The organism is Enterobacter sp. BIDMC 26 (assembly GCF_000534435.1).
Taxonomy (GTDB): Bacteria; Pseudomonadota; Gammaproteobacteria; order Enterobacterales; family Enterobacteriaceae; genus Enterobacter; species Enterobacter ludwigii.
Window position 1 is genome coordinate 2927481 of the sequence record NZ_KI973182.1, and the last position, 15551, is coordinate 2943031.

General features: G+C 58.9%; 15 protein-coding genes. 3 read left to right on the top strand and 12 right to left on the bottom strand.

All coding sequences use genetic code 11. The features are described 5' to 3' along the window. Position 1: 1 nt before the first annotated feature. The 3 genes from hypF to L462_RS09600 form a co-directional block, all read right to left on the bottom strand. Positions 2–2227, bottom strand: coding sequence for a carbamoyltransferase HypF (hypF, locus tag L462_RS09610; protein ID WP_032678842.1), 2226 nt, complete (start codon positions 2225–2227; stop codon positions 2–4). 6 nt (positions 2228–2233) lie between these two features. Continuing rightward, on the bottom strand, positions 2234–2779 hold the full coding sequence (gene hydN, locus L462_RS09605; RefSeq protein WP_023308960.1) for an electron transport protein HydN: 546 nt from the start codon (positions 2777–2779) through the stop codon (positions 2234–2236). Positions 2780–2913: 134 nt separating this feature from the next. Next, positions 2914–3927 (bottom strand): LacI family DNA-binding transcriptional regulator, encoded by a 1014-nt coding sequence (locus tag L462_RS09600; RefSeq protein WP_032678843.1) that lies wholly within the window; start codon positions 3925–3927, stop codon positions 2914–2916. A gap of 214 nt (positions 3928–4141) precedes the next feature. Here L462_RS09600 and ascF point away from each other — a divergent pair, with 214 nt between their 5' ends. Then, positions 4142–5593, top strand: coding sequence for a PTS cellobiose/arbutin/salicin transporter subunit IIBC (ascF, locus tag L462_RS09595; RefSeq protein ID WP_032678844.1), 1452 nt, complete (start codon positions 4142–4144; stop codon positions 5591–5593). Between the two features lie 18 nt (positions 5594–5611). Further along, a complete protein-coding gene (locus tag L462_RS09590) occupies positions 5612–7036 on the top strand; it encodes a 6-phospho-beta-glucosidase (RefSeq protein WP_032678845.1) in 1425 nt (474 codons plus the stop codon). An 87-nt stretch (positions 7037–7123) separates the two neighbouring features. Here L462_RS09590 and hycI read toward each other — a convergent pair whose 3' ends face one another. The 9 genes from hycI to hycA all read right to left on the bottom strand — a co-directional run bounded on the left by hycI (position 7124) and on the right by hycA (position 14987). Beyond that, positions 7124–7579 (bottom strand): hydrogenase maturation peptidase HycI, encoded by a 456-nt coding sequence (hycI, locus tag L462_RS09585; protein WP_014171360.1) that lies wholly within the window; start codon positions 7577–7579, stop codon positions 7124–7126. Further along, positions 7572–7982 (bottom strand): formate hydrogenlyase maturation HycH family protein, encoded by a 411-nt coding sequence (locus L462_RS09580; protein WP_020883837.1) that lies wholly within the window; start codon positions 7980–7982, stop codon positions 7572–7574. The genes hycI and L462_RS09580 overlap by 8 nt, the downstream gene beginning before the upstream one ends. Then, positions 7979–8746 carry an NADH-quinone oxidoreductase subunit B family protein gene (locus tag L462_RS09575; protein WP_032678846.1) on the bottom strand — a complete coding sequence of 256 codons (768 nt, stop codon included), beginning with the start codon at positions 8744–8746 and terminating at the stop codon, positions 7979–7981. The genes L462_RS09580 and L462_RS09575 overlap by 4 nt, the downstream gene beginning before the upstream one ends. After that, the gene (locus L462_RS09570; protein WP_014171363.1) at positions 8746–9288 is read right to left on the bottom strand and encodes a formate hydrogenlyase complex iron-sulfur subunit; all 543 of its coding nucleotides are present in this window, start codon (positions 9286–9288) and stop codon (positions 8746–8748) included. Before L462_RS09570 ends, L462_RS09575 begins: the two co-directional genes overlap by 1 nt. Positions 9289–9382: 94 nt before the next feature. After that, on the bottom strand, positions 9383–11092 hold the full coding sequence (gene hycE, locus L462_RS09565; RefSeq protein WP_020883834.1) for a formate hydrogenlyase subunit HycE: 1710 nt from the start codon (positions 11090–11092) through the stop codon (positions 9383–9385). Positions 11093–11107: 15 nt separating this feature from the next. Then, on the bottom strand, positions 11108–12031 hold the full coding sequence (locus L462_RS09560) for a respiratory chain complex I subunit 1 family protein (RefSeq protein WP_032678847.1): 924 nt from the start codon (positions 12029–12031) through the stop codon (positions 11108–11110). A 1-nt stretch (position 12032) separates the two neighbouring features. After that, positions 12033–13847, bottom strand: a complete 1815-nt coding sequence (hycC, locus tag L462_RS09555; protein WP_032678848.1) for a formate hydrogenlyase subunit 3 — start codon at positions 13845–13847, stop codon at positions 12033–12035. Beyond that, entirely contained in the window at positions 13844–14452 is a 609-nt protein-coding gene (locus tag L462_RS09550) for a 4Fe-4S dicluster domain-containing protein (protein WP_032678850.1), read from the bottom strand. The genes hycC and L462_RS09550 overlap by 4 nt, the downstream gene beginning before the upstream one ends. 70 nt (positions 14453–14522) lie before the next feature. After that, a complete protein-coding gene (hycA, locus tag L462_RS09545) occupies positions 14523–14987 on the bottom strand; it encodes a formate hydrogenlyase regulator HycA (protein WP_032678852.1) in 465 nt (154 codons plus the stop codon). 210 nt (positions 14988–15197) lie between these two features. Between hycA and hypA the strand changes: the two genes are divergently transcribed. Beyond that, positions 15198–15548 (top strand): hydrogenase maturation nickel metallochaperone HypA, encoded by a 351-nt coding sequence (gene hypA / locus L462_RS09540; protein WP_014171370.1) that lies wholly within the window; start codon positions 15198–15200, stop codon positions 15546–15548. Positions 15549–15551 lie beyond the last annotated feature (3 nt).

Consider the following 15551-nt stretch of genomic DNA (forward strand, 5'->3'; position numbering starts at 1 on the left):
TTTACATCCTTTGTGAACATGACCGGGCGGCAGCAACCACCGCCTGCCCGAAGGAGATAGCGCCGTCACCTGACGGCAGATGATGAGGAAAAAGCAGCGTGAAGTCTGAGAGGTAATGGTGCAGTCGCGCGCGCAGCAGACGGTTATGTAACACGCCGCCGCTGAAGCATACGGTGGAAAGCCCCAGTCGCCGGGCATGGGAGGTGACAAGCTCCGCCAGCCCTTTCGCCAGCGCATCGTGAAACGCCCATGCCCGCTCGCAGGGTTCCGCCTGCCAGTTCAGCCACTGTTGCCAGAAGCGCGTAAGGTTATCAGCCTGAAGCGTAACCGGATGTTGAACGTCGTGGCACTGCGCGGCCAGCGCTTCAAGCCGGCAGGCGGCCTCACCTTCATAGCTCTGGGTTTCTGACGTGATGATGCCGAGCGCGCAGGCCACCGCGTCGAACAGACGGCCGCAGGATGAGGCCAGCGGCGCGTTTAAACCGCGCTGAATGGCCGTAGCCAGCAGCGGCCAGTTTTGCCGCTGAACGTCACGCGTTTCCGGGTACTGCTGCCAGTCCGGCACAAACGCCAGGCAATGGGCGAGTAAATTGCGCCACGGCTGCATGGCAGCCCTGTCCCCGCCCGGCAGCGCAACCGCAGGCAGACCGCCCAGACGTTCGCAGTCGAGATAGCTTACCCGCAGGCACTCCCCGCCCCACAGCGCGCCGTTTTCGCCCATGCCGATCCCATCCAGCGTCAGGGCAATGACATCTCCGCCCTCAAGCGGCCAGCCGTTTTCTGCCATGCATGCCGCCGCGTGAGCGTGGTGGTGAAGCACGGTGTCGATCGGCAAAGCCTGGGCTTGCGCCCACTGTCGGGCGTGATAGCCCGGATGGGCGTCGCATACCACGCGCTGCGGCTGAAACGCATAGATCTGCTGCATCATCGACAGCGCAGAACGCCACTGGGCCTCGACACCGTCGTCACTCAGATCGCCAAAGTGCTGACTCAGTACCGCCTGGTTACCGCGCACCAGACAGAAGGTATTTTTCATATCAGCACCGGTGCACACCATCGCCGGGACAGCGCTGAAACCGGCGGGCAGCGTGATGGCATCCGGCACAAAACCGCGCGCGCGACGCAGCAGCATACCGTCCTGATCCACCACGGAATCATCCATACGCTGCAGGATGTCGCGGTTGTGCAGCAGGAATCCGTCAGCGATGTCGCCCAGTTCATCCAGTGCCTGCTGGCAGGTGATGGCCGGCGGACGCCCGCTGAGGTTGCCGGAGGTCATCACCAGCGGGCGCTGACAGTCCATCATCAGCACATGCTGTAGTGGGTTAGCGGGCAGCATCAGTCCAACGGTGTCCAGCCCTGGCGCGATCGCGTCAGGAAGCGGAGGACACCATGCTTTTGGCGTGAGCACGATGGGCGCTGCAGGCGAGCGCAGCAGCGTTTGCACTGATTCCGGCACTCCCTCCGCCTGCGGGATCATGACCGCCAGTGGCTTCATCGGGCGCTGTTTGCGCGCCCGCAGGGTTGCCACCGCCTGCGCGTTGGACGCGTCACAGGCAAGGTGAAAACCGCCCAGCCCTTTGATGGCGACAATCCCGCCATTTTTGAGCATGTGGACCGCCGCACTCAGCGCAGACTCGCGGGTGGCAACGGTCTCGCCCGCGCGCCATTCCAGCTCGGGTCCACAATCCGGACAGGCTACCGGCTGCGCGTGAAAACGGCGGTCAGCGGGATTGCGGTACTCGGTTTCACACGGCTCACAGAGGGGAAAAGCCGCCATTGACGTGGCCGGGCGGTCATAGGGCATGGCGCGGATGATGGTAAAACGGGGACCGCAATGGGTACAGTTGATAAACGGATAGCGATAACGCCGCGCTCGGGGATCGCGCATTTCAGCCAGGCACGCCGGGCAGGTAGCGGCATCCGGCACAATCTGGGTGTCCATCGCTCCGCCCGCGCTATGGCGAATGGTGAACGCCTGCGGCACCGTTGCCCAGGTGAACGGCTGGCTGTCGACAGCATCGATACGTGCCAGCGGTGGGCAGTCCTGATGCAGCCTCGCGGTAAAGGCCCCCCCATTACCCGCGAGACGCACCAGCACGCCCTCTCCGTCATTACAAACGTCACCCGTCAGCTGTAGCTGATGCGCCAGCTGCCAGACGAAGGGACGAAACCCTACCCCCTGCACCTTGCCGCGCACCCGCAACTGTACGCCGTTATCGCCCATCGCGACTTAAAACAGCAGTGACGATGACGTGTCGAACGCGGCACGACGGCGTTTTTCCGCGCTCATCTGCTCAAGCTTGTCGCGATCCACGCAGACCAGGGCGTGCGTCGGGCAGGCCTCCATACAGGCCGGGCCGGCATCACGGTGGTAGCAGAGGTCGCATTTATTGGCTTCCGCTTTTTCCGCGCGCACGCTCAGCCCCATGCCGCTGTTGCGCACAACCGGACGCACCACGACTTCCATCGCACCGTACGGGCAGGCAACCACACAGGTTTTGCAGCCGATGCAGCGCTCCTGCATCACATGCACGAATCCTTTCTCACGTTTGATGGCCCCGTTTGGGCAGACGTTAGCGCACGGCGCATCCTCACACTGGCGACAGATAGCGGCAGTGGAGATATTCACGCCTTTAATGACGTGGATCCGCGGTAAAAAGGTATCAGGGGTGAGCGACGCGCAATCCTGCTCCGCCTGATGGGAAACCACACACGCCACTTCACAGGTACGGCAGCCAATGCATTTACTGGCATCGGCCATAATAAAACGGTTCATCTGCTTCTCCAGCATTACAGTCCTGCGCGGAGATATACATAAACCGTGCCAATTATTAACCTGTTGATTTTCTGCGGTTTATAAAATGACAGCAGGGCTGTCATCGTCACTTCTGACGATGACAGCTGTCGACATCAGCGGTGAGGCCCGTCAATAACCGAGTCACGCAGGATAAGCTCGCCGGAGAAGGTTTGCTGGTACTTAAACTCACCGCCATCCAGCAGGAAGATCAGGCGGCTAATGGTCTCTTTGATCATCTCCGTCACCGGAATGCGCACGCTGGAGAGCGAGGGGACGATGTAGGGGGCGATGGCCACATCGTCAAAGCCAATCACCGACACGACATCCGGGGTGGCGATCCCGCACTCGTGCAGCTGTTTCATGGCCCCAATCGCCATATCGTCATTACTCGCCACCAGCGCCGAAAAGGTTTCACCGCGCGAAAGCAGCTCAGACACCGCTGCCGCACCGCTGGCCGGGTTCCATTTCCCCTGCGCAATCAGCGACGGGCGCAGCGGGATCTGGTGCTGTGCCAGGGCGTCTTTGTAGCCCGAGAGACGCTCAACGCCCGTGGGGGAATCCAGCGAACCGGTGATAAACGCAATCTCCCGGTGCCCTTTCTGAATCAGCTGCGACACGGCGTCCTGGCAGGAGGCTTTATGATCTGACCAGACGCTGTGACTGCTGTTTTTCCGTAAGCGGCGGTTAAGGACCATAATCGGCTGTTCGCATTTCTCAACGATGTCGTCCATCTCATCCACGCTCAGGAAACGCGGGTAAATGATCACCGCGTCACAGCGCATATCGAGCAAATACTGAATGGCCTCGCGCTCTTCATCCGCACTGTGCTTACCGTCCGCCAGGATCAGCTGCCGCCCTTTCTCTTCCGTCATGCGGGCGGCGTGAAAGAGCAGTTCGCTAAAATAGACGCCGTGATAAAGGGTGTTGGTGACCACCAGACCCAGCGTCTGGGTACGTTTGGTCGCCAGATTTCGTGCCAGCAAATTCGGGCGATAGCCGCTCTCTTCAATCGCCTGAAACACCCGGTCTTTGGTCTCCTGGCTGACGTAGCCATTGCCCGACAATACCCTGGAAACCGTCGCTTTCGAAACGCCTGCCCGCTTCGCGACTTCAAGCATCGTGGTCATCGTAATCTTCCGTTTGAAACTACCAGCGCGCAGTGTACTGCACTGCAGAAAAATTGTCGCAGCGGCGATATCACGCTTTCTACCCCTCCAGGTGATCATCGTCACGAAATGAAAAAATGTACAAAATGTGATCTTGTTTCATTCAAAGAAACTATTGATGATTATGTGGAACCGGTTTCCTACATTTCTCACAACGATAACAGGATTACATCCGATGGCCAAAAATTACGCTGCGCTGGCGAATAACGTTGTCAGCGCGCTCGGCGGCAGAGACAACATCGTCGCCGTCACCCACTGCATGACGCGACTGCGTTTCGTCCTCAAAGACGAAAGCCTCACCGATGCCCCGCGCCTGAAAAGCATTAACGGCGTGCTCGGCGTGGTCCGCAACGACAACCAGTGCCAGGTGATCATTGGCAACACCGTGTCTCAGGCCTACCGCGAAGTGGTAAGCCTGCTGCCCACCGACCTGCAGCCTGCCGTACCGGAAGGCCCGCAGAAAATGACCCTGCGCCGCATCGGTGCCGGGATCCTCGATGCGCTGATCGGCACCATGTCACCGCTGATCCCGGCGATCATCGGCGGTTCAATGGTCAAACTGCTGGCAATGATCCTGGAGATGACCGGCGCGCTGGAAAAAGGAGCACCGACGCTCACCCTTCTGACGCTGATTGGCGATGGCGCGTTCTTCTTCCTGCCGCTGATGGTCGCCGCCTCTGCCGCAGTGAAATTCAAAACCAACATGTCGCTGGCGATTGCCATCGCGGGCGTGCTGGTACACCCGGGCTTTATCGAACTGATGGCGAAAGCCGCACAGGGCGAGCACGTTGAATTCGCCTTTATTCCGGTGACGGCAGTGAAATACACCTACACGGTCATCCCGGCGCTGGTGATGACCTGGTGCCTGTCGTACATCGAACGCTGGGTTGATCGTATTACGCCGGCGGTCACGAAAAACTTCCTTAAACCGATGCTGATCGTTCTGATTGCCGCCCCGCTCGCCATTGTGCTGATAGGGCCGCTCGGGATCTGGATCGGGAGCGCGATTTCAGCGCTGGTCTACACTATTCACGGCTATCTGGGCTGGCTCTCCGTGGCCATTATGGGCGCCCTCTGGCCGCTGCTGGTGATGACCGGGATGCACCGCGTATTTACGCCGACGATCATTCAGACCATTGCCGAGACGGGCAAAGAGGGAATGGTTATGCCGTCGGAAATCGGAGCCAACCTGTCGCTCGGCGGTTCATCGCTGGCGGTGGCATGGAAAACGAAAAACCCGGAACTGCGCCAGACGGCGCTGGCGGCAGCGGCTTCTGCCATCATGGCAGGCATTTCAGAACCTGCCCTCTATGGTGTGGCGGTACGCCTGAAACGCCCGCTGATTGCGAGCCTTATCAGCGGCTTCATCTGCGGGGCAGTGGCTGGCATAGCCGGTCTTGCCAGCCATTCAATGGCGGCGCCGGGGCTGTTTACCAGCGTACAGTTCTTCGATCCGGCCAACCCAATGACCATCGTCTGGGTATTCGGGGTCATGGCGCTGGCGGTTGTGCTCTCGTTTGTTCTGACCCTGATTTTAGGTTTTGAAGATATCCCGGTCGAAGACGACGCTGAGAAAGCACGCGCCCTGCAGAGCGCTCCGGTTCAGGCCAAAGCAGCACAAGTCTAAATTTATAGCGAGGTAAAGATGTCTGTTTTTCCACAAGGATTTTTATGGGGCGGCGCGCTTGCCGCCAACCAGAGTGAAGGGGCTTACCGTGAAGGCGGCAAAGGACTGACGACGGTCGATATGATCCCCCACGGCGCGAATCGTCTGGCGGTGAAGGTCGGTAAGGAAAAACGTTTTACGTTGCGTGACGACGAGTTTTACCCGAGCCACGAGGCGATTGATTTTTACCATCGCTACAAAGAAGACATCGCCCTGATGGCGGAGATGGGCTTTACGGTATTTCGTACCTCAATTGCCTGGAGCCGCCTCTACCCGAACGGCGATGAGCCGCTGCCCAATAAAGAGGGGATTGCCTTCTACCGCGCAGTGTTCGAAGAGTGCAAAAAATACAACATCGAACCGTTGGTCACCCTGTGCCATTTCGACGTACCGATGCATCTGGTCACGGAGTATGGATCCTGGCGCAACCGCAAGATGGTCGATTTCTTCGCCCGCTATGCCCGTACCTGTTTCGAAGAATTTAACGGTCTGGTGAAATACTGGCTCACCTTCAACGAAATCAATATCATGCTACACAGCCCGTTCTCCGGCGCGGGGCTGGTGTTTGAAGAGGGTGAGAACGAAGATCAGGTAAAATATCAGGCCGCGCATCACGAACTGGTGGCAAGCGCCCTGGCGACCAAAATCGCCCATGAGGTGAACCCGGAAAACCAGGTCGGCTGTATGCTGGCCGGCGGCAACTTCTCCCCCTACTCCTGCAAACCGGAAGACGTGTGGATGGCGCTGGAAAAGGACCGCGAAAACCTGTTCTTTATCGACGTGCAGGCGCGCGGCAGCTACCCGGCCTATTCTGCCCGCGTGTTCCGCGAAAAAGGGGTGGTGATTGTCAAAGACCCTGGCGACGATGAACTGCTGAAAAACACCGTCGATTTTGTGTCGTTCAGCTATTACGCCTCGCGCTGCGCGTCGGCGGACATGAACGCCAGTAATACCAATGCGGCGAATATCGTGAAATCCCTGCGCAACCCGCACATCCAGGTCAGCGAATGGGGCTGGGGTATCGACCCACTGGGGCTGCGCATCACCATGAACATGATGTACGACCGCTATCAGAAGCCGCTGTTCCTGGTGGAAAACGGCCTCGGCGCGAAAGACGTCATGGATGAACACGGTGAGATTAATGACGACTACCGTATCAGCTACCTGCGCGAACATATTCGTGCGATGGGCGATGCCATAGAAGACGGTGTGCCGCTGATGGGCTACACCACCTGGGGCTGTATTGACCTGGTGGCCGCATCCACGGGCGAGATGAGCAAACGCTACGGGTTTGTCTATGTTGACCGCGATGACGCGGGCAACGGTACGCTGAACAGAACGCGTAAGAAATCGTTCTGGTGGTATAAGAAGGTCATTGCAAGTAACGGCGCGGATCTGGCGTAGGCTGTTGCTCTCTCCTCCGCCCTCTCCCACAGGATGCGGGCGAGGAGGTGTCCAGGCCGGGTGGAAGCTACCACCACCCGGCACTGCTCACAGTCGGGAAAAACCGCCGTCCCCACGCCATCCGGCAAGCCGGGAGTAAACCTCTTCGACGGCCTCTTTCACCGGCGGCGTCATCGGATAATAAAACCCAACGATGTCCGGCTGAATGCCCAGAAACAATACCTCTCCCACATCGTCTTTAATCTGATCGACCAGATAGTTCAGCGGCATATTGTGGGTGGTCATCATAAACATCTCGGCGATGTCATCCGGATCAATCAGGCGGGTTTCCCCCGGATTAAGTCCCATATCGGTTGCATCCACAATCAGCAGCCTGTCCGGGTGCAGCTCACGGATCGCCACCACATCGTTTTCCGGCGCGCTGCCGCCGTCAATAACCACCCATTCGCCCTGCGGATGCGCGGCACACATTTGTGCAAGCAGCGGGCCCGCGCCGTCGTCGCCCATCATGCTGTTGCCGACACACAGTAAAACATCAGTCACGTAATCTCCTCACCATCAGGTAGATGGCACTCTCCTGATGAATATCATGCAGCATGCTGAGCAAAATTTTGCTCCAGGCCTGCTGCTGCGGGGTTTGCACGCTCAGCGCGGCGTCGAAGGCACTGGCGAGCATCGCAATATGGTTGGCGTCGATAACGATCTCACCGTACTTCGGCACACCCTCCATTTTGCGGCGCGCCGTACTGCCCTCCTCCAGCGTGGCGATCCACGCCAGATAGTCAGGCCACGGGCAGCTTAATGCCGTTTCGAGACAATCTATCACCCCGAGGTGATGCCCAATGGCCAGGCTGTAATAGACCACCTGCTGCGCCGCATCCGGCGTGGCATCGTTCTCATCAATAAACTTACGGCTCAGCTGACTGAACACCACCGTTTCACTCATCGGATACGCGCCTCTTCCACCACCTGATTCAGGTTCGCGACGATCTCATTAAGACGGGGATCGTTTTCCGCCTCCAGCCAGCGCGTGACCTGATGATCGCCCTGGCTCAGCAGACGCAGATAATCGTCGGCAATCTGGCGCCCATAGCGATACCCCGCGAGCCGGCGCGCCGTGCGATCGACCTTCACGCGCAGCGGCTGCACCATATCCGGGTGCAGAATTGCGGCAGGTTGGTTGTCGCGTTCACCCGGTTCACGGGCATGTATTTTCTGCTCCAGCAGCCCGAGCGCCATGGCAAAACCGTACAGCGTGGCCGCAGGCGTTGGCGGACAACCGGGAATGTAGACATCCACCGGAACAATTTTATCGGTGCCGCCCCAGACGCAGTACAGGTCATGGAAGATACCGCCGCTGTTGCCGCAGGCACCGTAAGAGATACAGATTTTTGGATCCGGTGCGGACTGCCAGGCACGCAATGCTGGCGATCTCATGGCACGGGTAACGGCACCGGTAAACAGCAAAATGTCCGCATGACGCGGTGAAGGCACCACTTTAATACCGAAGCGTTCGGCGTCGAACAGGGGCGACAGCGTGGCAAAGATCTCAATCTCACAGCCGTTGCAGCCGCCGCAGTCCACGCGGTACACATAGGCCGAACGTTTAATGTTTTTCAGCAGCGAGGCCTTCATGCTGGCGATGGATTCCTCCACCGTCATCGGCACCGGAATGCCGTTAGCGTCGCGTGGGCCGATCAGGTTTTCCATCAGCTGGCCTCTCTCATATGACGGGTAATATCGATGCGGTCCGACGGCAGCAGGCATTTCTGCCGTTTGCAGTCCGGGCAGGTTTCAAAGCTTTCGCGATGATGCTCCGCGCGGGCATCACCGTTGTGCTGCAACAGCGCGATGGCGTAGTCGATCTCTTTTTGTACGGCAAACGGGCGTTTGCAGACACGGCAGTTGCAGAGCGCGAAACGCGACTGCTGCAGAAAATCCTCTTTCTTCCAGACCGCCAGCTCGTACTCCTGCGAAAGACGGATCGCCACCGTCGGGCAAACTTCCTCGCAGCGGCCGCAGAAAATGCAGCGCCCGAGGTTGAACTGCCAGGCCAGCTCGCCCGTTTTCAGATCGGTTTCCACCGTCAGGGCATTTGACGGGCAGGCGTTAACGCAGGCAGCACAGCCGATGCACTGCTGCGGGTTGTGCTCCGGCTTGCCGCGAAAGTTTTTATCGACCGGCATCGGCTCCAGCGGATAGCGGCTGGTCACCGTGCCGGTTTTGATCACTTTTTTAATGAAGGTAAACATGTTGACTCCTGCTTATGTGCTGCCTGTGCTCCGCACCCCGGATCTCTCATCAAAAAGAGGGTCAGGGTGAGGGCATCAGCCTGCACAAAATCCCCTATTTCAGCGGCGAGTTCTTACGCTCGATGCTGTAGCGCTCCAGCTCTTTGTACGGCACTACCTGGCTTTTCTTCTTGCGCACATCCACCACCGTCATGCGGTCGGTGCAGGAGTAGCACGGATCGAGGCTGCCAATGATCAGCGGCGCATCGGATACCGTATTGCCGCGCAGCATGTAGCGCAGGGTTGGCCAGTTGGCGTAGGTTGCCGCACGGCAGCGCCAGCGGTAGAGCTTCTGGTTGTCACCGGTCATGCTCCAGTGGATATCGTCTCCACGCGGGGCTTCGGCAAACCCCAGCGCGAAGCGGTTTGGAATGTAGGTGAAGCCCTCGACCATCAGCGGACCGCCCGGCAGATTATCCAGACCGAAGTCGATCATGTTCAGCGCGGTGAAGACCTCGTTGATACGCACCTTCAGACGCGAAATAACGTCGCAGCCCTGCTCGCTGTGCACGGTCATAGGCAGCAGGCCGTAGCCGACGAACGGATGATCGGCGCGGGTATCGCGGGCGTGGCCGCTGGCGCGAACCATGGGGCCAACGTTACTGAAATCGCGGGCGATTTGCGGATCCAGTCGGCCAATACCGACGGTACGCTGCTCAATGTTCGGCGTGCTGAGCAGCATATCCACCAGCTCCTGAACGTCGCGACGCATCTGCTGCGCCAGCTGGCGGGTCTGGATCATGTCATCTTTCAGCAGATCGCGACGAATCCCGCCGATTAGGTTCAGACCGTATGTTTTACGCGCCCCGGTCAGGATCTCCGCCATCTTCATGGAGGCTTCACGTACGCGGAAAAACTGCATAAAGCCGGAGTCAAAACCGACAAAGTGACAGGCCAGACCGAGGTTCAGCAGGTGCGAGTGCAGACGCTCCACTTCCAGCAGGATGGCGCGGATCATCTGCGCGCGTTCCGGCACCACAATCCCCATGCCGTTCTCCACCGAGGTGGTGTAGGCGGTACTGTGGGCAAACCCGCAGATGCCGCACACGCGGTCAGAGAGGAACGTCACTTCGTTATATCCCATCCGGGTTTCCGCCAGCTTTTCCATCCCGCGATGGACGTAGAACAGGCGGTAGTCGGCATCAATAATATTCTCGCCGTCGACAAACAGGCGGAAGTGGCCCGGCTCGTCAGACGTGACGTGTAGCGGGCCTATCGGCACCACGTTGTTCTTTTTGCTGCCGAGCTCATTGATGAACGCGTAAGTCTCGCTGTCGGTGGTCGGAGCCGGACGCTGACGGTAATCCATGCTGTCTTTACGCAGGGGATAGAGTTCGTCTGGCCAGTCATCCGGCAGTACCAGACGGCGCTCATCCGGAAGCCCAACCGGGACCAGACCATACATATCGCGCACTTCACGCTCGCCCCAGACGGCGGCGGGCACGCGCGGGGTGACAGACGGGTATTCCGGTTTGTTGGGATCCACTTCGACACGCACGGTGAGCCAGCACTTCTCGCCCTGCTCCATCGACATCACGTAGTAAACCGCATAGTTTCCGCACAGCTGACGCTCGTCGTTGCCGAACAACACTGACAGCCAGCCACCCTGCTGGTAGTAGAGAAACTCCACCACTTCCGGCAGGTAGTTCACTTTCACGGTCACCGTTATCTGGTCTTTGGTTTGCCAGGACTCCTCCAGCACCACGCCCGGGAAGGCCTGGTGCAACGCGGCGAGATACTGCTGACCTTTCTTTTCTTCAGACATAAAAACTCTCTTTAATCACGCCACCAGCAAGGAGACGAACGCTAAAAATGCAAAACCAAAACCGGCCCAGGTGATGCGCGACGTCGCCACAAAACGCAGACGCGCCATGCTGTTCTCAAACAGGGCAATCACCAGCACGCCGACAAACAGCTTGAGCGCGGCAACGACCACCGCCAGCACCAGGCCGGCCGCGGAAAAGTGCGTCATCTGCCCCCACGGGAAGAAGACACCGACAAACATCTGCAGCACCACCAGTTGTTTGAGGCTGATGCCCCATTTCAGCACCGCAAAGCCGTAACCGCTGTACTCGGTCAACGGACCTTCCTGCAGCTCCTGCTCCGCTTCCGCGAGGTCGAACGGCAGTTTGCCCATCTCGATAAACGTCGCGAATGCGCAGGCGCAGAGCGCCAAAAGCAACGGAAGGGAACGGTCCACGGGCCAGTGATACACGGTATGAGTGATAAAGCTGATATGGGTTGACCCCGCGACCTGCGCGGCGACCCACAGGCCGAGCAGCAGGATCGGCTCAACCAGCACGCCGAGCATGGCCTCGCGGCTGGCACCAATCCCGGTAAACGGGCTGCCGGTATCGAGGCCGGCAATCGCGAAGAAGAAGCGCGCGATGGCGAAGAGGTAGATAAGCGTAATGAGATCGCCCAGCACCGGCAGTGGCGACCCGACGGTGACGACCGGTAACGCCGTGGCGATGGTGAGCATGACGCCAGCCAGCACAAACGGTGTCAGGCGAAAGACCCATCCTGCCGCGTCCGGGGAAACGCTCTGACGTCCCATCAGCTTGAACAAATCACGGTACTCCTGGAGTACACCAGGCCCGCGACGGTTATGCATCCGGGCACGCGCCACGCGGCTCACCCCGGAGAGCAACGGCGCCATGGCAAATAGCACCAGCGCCTGAAGTATTGCCAGTAACAGACTCATGTCAGGCTCCTCGTGAAATCACAATCACAACCAGTACCGCCAGTTCGATCAACGCCAGTCGGCGGAACAGCACGGGCACGGCAGCGCTCTGCCAGCCCGGCACCCACCCCACCGGGTTAAGCCAGTCCCGCAGTTTCAGCATCGCGGCAAAGTTCTCTTTGACCGGCATGGCAAAGCCGTGCGCTGTGATCACCATGGATTGATCGTGTGCGTAACCGCAAGCCCAGGCGGTACCGCGTGCGCGGGAGGAGAGACGGTCGCGTCTGAAGAACAGCATCAGCATGAACGGCAGCAGCGGCGCGGCAATCAGCAGCAGCGCAATCATCGGCTGGGACACCGTGGTATGCGCCGTGGTGAGCGGCAGAGGAATGGCGTTACCCAGCAGCGGCAGAAGCCACGGGGCGGCCACCCCGCCCGCGATGCAGCACAGCGCCAGCGCGACAACGCTCGCCCCCATCAATGCCGGTGCACAGCAGGCGTTTTCGGCCTCACGCGTGCGCGGTGCACCCAGGAAGGTCACGCCGTAAACTTTAGCCATACACATCACCGCCAGCGCACCGGTTATCGCCAGCCCAACCGCCAGCAGCGGGCCGAGCAACCGGGCGATAAACACCTCGCTCTGACCGAGTGCGAAGAAGGACTGATAGATAACCCACTCGCCGGCAAAGCCGTTCAGCGGCGGCAGCGCAGCCATTGCCATCAGCCCCACCAGCATGCACAGAGAGATAACGGGCATTTTTTTGCCGATGCCGCCGAGTTTTTCGATATCGCGATGACCGGTGCGGAACCAGACGCTACCGGCCCCGAGGAACAGGGTGCTTTTAAACAGGCTGTGGTTGATCAGGTGATACAGGCCGCCGATAAAGCCGGCCGCAATCAGCGCCGGTTGATTGAGCGCCAGCCCGGTAACGCCTGCGCCAATACCCAGCAGGATAATGCCGATGTTCTCAAGGGTGTGGTACGCCAGCAAACGCTGGATATTGTGCTCCATCAGGGCGTACAGGCCGCCGACGAAGGCGGTGATCATCCCGGCGACCAGCAGCACAACGCCCCACCACAGCGGTGGCTGCCCACCGGTGAGCGTTATCGTCAGAATGCCGAACAGACCCACCTTCATGACAACCGTCGAGAAGAGCGCTGCGGCAGGCGCGGAGGCATGTGCATGTGCCTGTGGCACCCAGCCGTGCAGCGGGATAATCCCGGCCAGCAGGCCAAAGCCGATCACGCCAAGGAGCCAGACATCATTCCCCAGCCACTGACCGTTAAGGACGGAGAAGTCCAGCGTGCCGAAGCGCTGCCACACCAGCCAGCAGGCCAGTGCCAGCAGCAACGTGCCAAGACGCCCCAGCGCAAACCACAGTTTGCCGGAGGTGCTACAGCCCGTAAGGAATACGCCGCACAGCGCCATGATCTCGGCCATCACCACCAGCGCGCCGAGGTTGCTGGCAGTCACGGTACAGACCGCCGCGGCCATCAGCAGATTGACCAGCAGACCGTTGGGCTGAGTGTGCTGATGGCGGTGCCAGTCAATATTAAACAGGCTGATAAACACGCCGCACAGACCAAAGGTCACCAGCCAGATGGCATTCAGCGGCGTAATTTCAACGGTGTGCCGTATCAGCGGCATCACCGCTTCGACAGATTGTCCGCCTGTTAATACGAGGCCACCAGCCAGCAGCGTCATCACGCTGCCAACCGCCCCGCCGATACCGGCTATCCAGCCGCTCAGGGTTTTATGGAAAGAGAAGATCAAGGCCAACACAGCGGCGGCGGCAAAATAGGCCACCGCGCTGGTAATCATCATCACCGCGTTCATTTCGCCCCCTCGTTCAGCGCCTGAAGCAGAGAAAGATCGCCGAAATCACTGTTAATGGTCAGCTCACGCTTACGTTTACTGGTGCGAACGATGTCGCGAATATTGACCAGAATCAGCGCCTTCGTCGGGCAGGTGCGCACACAGGCTGGCCCTTGTTCATCAAAGCTGCACAGGTCGCATTTGACCGCAACGGCACGCACGCCGGGAACCCAGTCAAGCAGCGTGCTCACCTTCGCCGGCGCAGGTGGCGCTGGCGGCGCTTTCGGGGAGTTGGCATTCGCCGGGATATGCAGCGGACGGCTGCCGGAAAATTCAATCGCACCGAACGGGCAGGCAATGCCGCACAGTTTGCAGCTCACGCACAGACTTTCATTCAGCTGCACCGCCCCCACGACACGGGTGATGGCATTAACAGGACAGACTCCCGCGCAGGGGGCATCTTCACAGTGGTGGCAGAGCTGCGGCGCAGACTCTTTTTCATTACGCATGACGCGCAGGCGCGGCATGGACTGTAGCCCGTGCTGACGGTGCGTTTCCGAACAGGCCGCCTCACAGGTTCGACAGCCAATACAGACCGTCGAGTCAGCAATTACAAAACGGTTCACCGGGTCATCCTCTGGTGATAGTCATTTTTGACGAAAAACTGTCTTGTCGACACTTCTCGACACGCAATGGTCAGGCCACGTTCGCTGAGGTATTTCCATCCATCAGCTGTTTCAGGTTGACCGGGAGATCGTGTTCAACAGCGGCGTACAGGCCGTTATAAACCGGCGCGATTTTTTCCAGATAGTGCTCCAGCACCTGCTGGCGATCGCGGTTACTGACGTGACCATCGACCATCCCGTCGGCCATCAGCTGCGCCTTCGCAATACACTGTTTTTCACCTTCTTGTGTTTCGACGTAGTACTCGATGGTGTGGCTGTTGAAGGTGTCGGCCAGGGTGACGTTTATCGTGAAATGGCCAAAGAGCACAAAGCGCATATCCCCCTGCGCTGCACAGCTCATGGCGTGGTGAAGACGGGCTTTTGACAGGGTGATGCCCTGAACCAGAGAGTTGCAGTAAAGGTGCCACTGCTCCTGTAACTGCTGATGGCGCTGCGCAATGTAATCCGCTTTTTCGCTAATTTCCCAAATAGTCATAAAAGGTATCCGGTTAATGGAGATAGCGGCTATTAAGCAGATTCCATGCCAGTTTTTAATGCATTGATTTTTAACTATTTTAATCAAAAGAAGCGTGTCAATCGCGCCGTGTCGACGTGTCATTTCGACAGCATTGACATCGTCACGCCTTAACAAAAATCAAGCTGGCACCGTTATTGCATTATCGGGGCAATTCATTGAGGAGGCGTCATGCACGAAATCACCCTCTGCCAGCGGGCCGTCGAGTTAATTGAACAGCAGGCGCGGGCAAACAATGCAAAACGCGTCACCGGTGTCTGGCTACAGGTCGGGGCCTTTTCCTGCGTTGAAACCAGCGCCCTGACCTTCTGCTTTGAGCTGGTGTGCCGCGGCACGCTGGCGGAAGGCTGTGAACTTCATATTGAAGAACAGCAGGCGGAGTGCTGGTGCGCGCAGTGTCAGCAATACGTCACTCTGCTTTCATCGAAGGTTCAGCGCTGTCCGCAGTGCCAGAGCAGCGAGCTTCGCATCGTGGCGGATGACGGCATGCAGATCCAACGTCTCGAAATCGAGAAGGAGTAAAAT

Coding starts and splice junctions, on each gene's coding strand:
- hypF (WP_032678842.1), bottom strand. CDS start 2,227: ATGGGCGATAACGGCGTACAGTTGCGGGTGCGCGGCAAGGTGCAGGGG.
- hydN (WP_023308960.1), bottom strand. CDS start 2,779: ATGAACCGTTTTATTATGGCCGATGCCAGTAAATGCATTGGCTGCCGT.
- L462_RS09600 (WP_032678843.1), bottom strand. CDS start 3,927: ATGACCACGATGCTTGAAGTCGCGAAGCGGGCAGGCGTTTCGAAAGCG.
- ascF (WP_032678844.1), top strand. CDS start 4,142: ATGGCCAAAAATTACGCTGCGCTGGCGAATAACGTTGTCAGCGCGCTC.
- L462_RS09590 (WP_032678845.1), top strand. CDS start 5,612: ATGTCTGTTTTTCCACAAGGATTTTTATGGGGCGGCGCGCTTGCCGCC.
- L462_RS09580 (WP_020883837.1), bottom strand. CDS start 7,982: ATGAGTGAAACGGTGGTGTTCAGTCAGCTGAGCCGTAAGTTTATTGAT.
- L462_RS09575 (WP_032678846.1), bottom strand. CDS start 8,746: ATGGAAAACCTGATCGGCCCACGCGACGCTAACGGCATTCCGGTGCCG.
- L462_RS09570 (WP_014171363.1), bottom strand. CDS start 9,288: ATGTTTACCTTCATTAAAAAAGTGATCAAAACCGGCACGGTGACCAGC.
- hycE (WP_020883834.1), bottom strand. CDS start 11,092: ATGTCTGAAGAAAAGAAAGGTCAGCAGTATCTCGCCGCGTTGCACCAG.
- L462_RS09560 (WP_032678847.1), bottom strand. CDS start 12,031: ATGAGTCTGTTACTGGCAATACTTCAGGCGCTGGTGCTATTTGCCATG.
- hycC (WP_032678848.1), bottom strand. CDS start 13,847: ATGAACGCGGTGATGATGATTACCAGCGCGGTGGCCTATTTTGCCGCC.
- hycA (WP_032678852.1), bottom strand. CDS start 14,987: ATGACTATTTGGGAAATTAGCGAAAAAGCGGATTACATTGCGCAGCGC.
- hypA (WP_014171370.1), top strand. CDS start 15,198: ATGCACGAAATCACCCTCTGCCAGCGGGCCGTCGAGTTAATTGAACAG.